At 73.7% G+C, this 3,635-nt stretch carries 3 protein-coding genes; 1 reads left to right on the top strand and 2 read right to left on the bottom strand.

Annotated features, from left to right (window positions below; all coding sequences use genetic code 11):
• Nucleotides 1-46: 46 nt before the first annotated feature.
• Entirely contained in the window at nt 47-1,966 is a 1,920-nt protein-coding gene (locus tag ACN6LM_RS37690) for a DEAD/DEAH box helicase (protein ID WP_445069931.1), read from the bottom strand.
• A 483-nt stretch (nt 1,967-2,449) separates the two neighbouring features.
• Here ACN6LM_RS37690 and ACN6LM_RS37685 point away from each other — a divergent pair, with 483 nt between their 5' ends.
• Nucleotides 2,450-3,184 carry a ferritin-like fold-containing protein gene (locus ACN6LM_RS37685; RefSeq protein WP_445069930.1) on the top strand — a complete coding sequence of 245 codons (735 nt, stop codon included), beginning with the start codon at nt 2,450-2,452 and terminating at the stop codon, nt 3,182-3,184.
• A gap of 12 nt (nt 3,185-3,196) precedes the next feature.
• Here ACN6LM_RS37685 and ACN6LM_RS37680 read toward each other — a convergent pair whose 3' ends face one another.
• Entirely contained in the window at nt 3,197-3,466 is a 270-nt protein-coding gene (locus ACN6LM_RS37680; protein ID WP_445069929.1) for a hypothetical protein, read from the bottom strand.
• Between the last annotated feature and the right edge of the window lie 169 nt (nt 3,467-3,635).

Genomic DNA, 3,635 nt, shown 5'->3' with positions numbered 1-3,635 from the left:
GGGGAAGAGTTCCCCTGGGCCGCCCGTCAGGTGCTGCGTGGTCCGCTCAGCCCTCGGCCTTCGCGGTGGCGCGCGGTGCCCGGCGCCGGCGCGGCTTGGCCTCGCCCTCGGCGGTCGCGGTCTCCGCCACGGCCTCCGTCTTCGGCTTGGACGCCGTACGCGGACGACGGCGGACCGGCTCGGGCTCGGAGATCGGCGCGATCTGGAAGTCGACCTCGTCCTCGACCGGCTTGATCACCCGGCGGCGGCGCGGCCGGGTGACGGCGGGCGCCTCCGGCTCGGCCACCGGCGCAGCCTGGAACGCGGCCTCCTCGGTCACCGGCTTGGTGGCGCGGGCCCGGCGGCGACGCGGCTTGGCCTCGCCCTCGGCGGTCGCGGTCTCCGCGACGACCTCGGCCGCGACGGCCTCCGTCTTCGGCTTGGCGGCCCGGGCCCGGGTGCGCTTCTTCGGCGCGGCCTCGGCCTCCGGCTCGGTCACCACGGCCGCGGGCGCCTCGGCCACGGGGGCCTCGACCACCGGGGCCTCGGCCACGGCCACGGCCGTGGCGGCTGCGGCCTCCGCCGCGATGGCCTCCGCCGCACCGGCACGGGTGCGCCGGCGGCGGCGCGGGGTGCGCGGGGCGTCGGACAACGCCTCGGCCTCGGCCTCGGCGGCCGGCGCGGGCACCGTCGCGGCGCTCTCGTCGGCCGACGCGCCACCACGGGTACGACGGCGCTGACGCGGGGTGCGCGGGGCACGCTCCTCACGGGCGGCCGGGGCGGCGGACTTCCCGCGGCCGCGGCCACCGGTCTCGCCCAGGTCCTCGATCTCCTCGGCCCCGAGACCGGCGCGGGTGCGCTCGGCGCGCGGCAGGACACCCTTGGTGCCGGCCGGGATGTCCAGCTCCTCGTACAGGTGCGGCGAGGTGGAGTACGTCTCGACCGGGTCCGGGAACTTCAGGTCCAGGGCCTTGTTGATCAGCTGCCAGCGCGGGATGTCGTCCCAGTCGACCAGCGTGATCGCGATGCCCTTGGCGCCCGCGCGGCCGGTACGGCCGATGCGGTGCAGATAGGTCTTCTCGTCCTCGGGGGACTGGTAGTTGATGACGTGCGTCACGCCCTCGACGTCGATACCGCGGGCGGCGACGTCGGTGCAGACCAGCACGTCGACCTTGCCGTTGCGGAAGGCGCGCAGCGCCTGCTCGCGGGCACCCTGGCCGAGGTCGCCGTGGACCGCGCCGGAGGCGAAGCCGCGCCGCTCCAGCTGCTCGGCGATGTCCGCCGCGGTGCGCTTGGTGCGGCAGAAGATCATCGCGAGCCCGCGGCCGTCGGCCTGGAGGATGCGCGCGACCATCTCGGGCTTGTCCATCGAGTGGGCGCGGTAGACGTACTGCGCCGTGTTCTTGACGGTCGTGCCCTCGTCGTCGGGCGAGGTGGCGTTGATGTGCGTCGGCTGCGACATGTAGCGGCGGGCGAGCGAGATGACCGCGCCCGGCATGGTGGCCGAGAACAGCATGGTCTGGCGCTTCGCCGGCAGCATCGTGATGATGCGCTCGACGTCGGGCAGGAAGCCCAGGTCCAGCATCTCGTCGGCCTCGTCGAGGACGAGCGCGCGGACCTTGGACAGGTCCAGCTTGCGCTGGCCCGCGAGGTCGAGCAGCCGGCCGGGGGTGCCGACGATCACGTCGACGCCCTTCTTCAGGGCCTCGACCTGGGGCTCGTAGGCCCGGCCGCCGTAGATCGCGAGGACCCGCACGTTGCGCACCTTGCCGGCGGTGAGCAGGTCGTTGGTGACCTGCTGGCACAGCTCGCGGGTGGGCACGACGATGAGGGCCTGCGGGGAGTCGGTCAGCTCCTCCGGCTTCGCGCGGCCCGCCTCGACGTCGGCGAGGACGGTGACGCGCTCAAGGAGCGGGAGGCCGAAGCCGAGCGTCTTGCCGGTGCCGGTCTTGGCCTGGCCGATGACGTCGGAGCCGGAGAGGGCCACCGGGAGCGTCAGCTCCTGGATGGGGAAGGGGGACGTGATGCCGACGGCCTCAAGGGCCTCGGCCGTCTCGGAAAGAATCCCGAGGTCTCGGAACGTAGTCAGGGTGCTGCCTCTTCTGTGAGACGCGGTCCGAGGCGAACGAAGGGGGTCGTACCGTGCCGGGGTTGGTCATCCGGCGGATGGGCCGGGTGGCGCGGGACCACTGCCGTCGCTCGAGCGCTCGTGCCGCTGAGGGGGCCCCTCATCTGCGGTCGTACGTGTGCACGCACCGCGTGGAGGGCTGTCGGGTCGGAGCCGATCGGGCCACCGACCGGGCATCCTCATTCAATTTCGCGCCACGAGCAGATGCAAAGTGCTCAGTAAGCGCATTACCACTGTACCCCGGATCCGCGCATCTGTGTTGGGCGAATTCGTCGGAACAGTGTGACGTCGGTCGTCGGGCGGGCCCGTCCGCCGCCGCCCGGGCGGGCTATTCTGCGCTGCATGGAGACGCCTGACAACGCCAACGAAGCCCCCGCGACGACCAGAATCGCCGACCAGGACTGGGCCACCGCGTCCGCGCAGCCGCAGTACCGGGCCGCCGTCGTGGACCTGCTGGGTGCCCTCGCCTACGGGGAGCTCGCGGCCTTCGAGCGACTTGCCGAGGACGCCAAGCTGGCGCCCACGCTGGCCGACAAGGCGGAGCTGGCGAAGATGGCGTCCGCCGAGTTCCACCACTTCGAGCGGCTGACGGAGCGGCTGGCGGCCATCGAGGTCGAGCCGACCGCCGCCATGGAGCCCTTCGCCCGGGCGCTGGACGACTTCCACCGCCAGACCGCCCCGTCGGACTGGCTGGAGGGCCTGGTCAAGGCGTACGTCGGCGACTCGATCGCCAGCGACTTCTACCGGGAGGTCGCGGTCCGCCTGGACTCCGACACCCGCTCGCTCGTGCTCGCCGTGCTGGACGACACCGGCCACGGCAACTTCGCCGTCGAGAAGGTGCGCGCGGCGATCGAGGCGGACCCGAGGGTCGGCGGCCGGCTGGCGCTGTGGGCGCGGCGGCTGATGGGCGAGGCGCTGTCGCAGGCACAGCGGGTGGTCGCGGACCGCGACGCGCTGTCGACCATGCTGGTCGGCGGAGTCGCCGACGGCTTCGACCTGGCCGAGGTGGGCCGGATGTTCTCCCGGATCACCGAGGCGCACACCAAGCGGATGGCCGCCCTGGGGCTGGCCGCGTAACGGGCCCGGGTGTCAGGCGGCGGCCGACCGGCGCAGCCGGCGGCCGCGGGGCCGGATCAGCAGGGACACCGTCACGGCGGCGATCAGCACGGCGCCCACCACGACGGCCGCCGTGTGACCCGGGCCGAGCACCGAGTGCATCAGGGACGCGCCGAACACGCCGCCGAGCGCTCCCGTGCCGAACACGGTCCGACGGGCCGGGAGCCGGCCGGGGAGCGAGCGCAGCGCCGCCCAGGAGAGGACCACTCCGAGCACGACGGCGCTCAACGTTTCCAGGATCACGGACGATCACCTCGCAGGTATACGGAACGGGCGCTTCTGTCCTGCTCGTACTACCCGTGAGCGGCCGCTCACAACCCTCCCGCGCACAGGCTTCGCCCAGCCGCCGCACAGCCGGACCCGGGCACGGGCGCCGAATGAGGAGCGGGGGGGGGGGGGGGGGGGGGGGGGG

The organism is Streptomyces sp. SAS_281, assembly GCF_052542855.1.
The sequence above is the reverse complement of the archived record's forward strand: the minus strand, read 5'-3'. Positions and strand labels throughout refer to the sequence as shown.

Bases quoted from the DNA above. Each gene is read 5' to 3' on its own strand.
- ACN6LM_RS37685 (WP_445069930.1), top strand. From the start codon at position 2,450: ATGGAGACGCCTGACAACGCCAACGAAGCCCCCGCGACGACCAGAATC.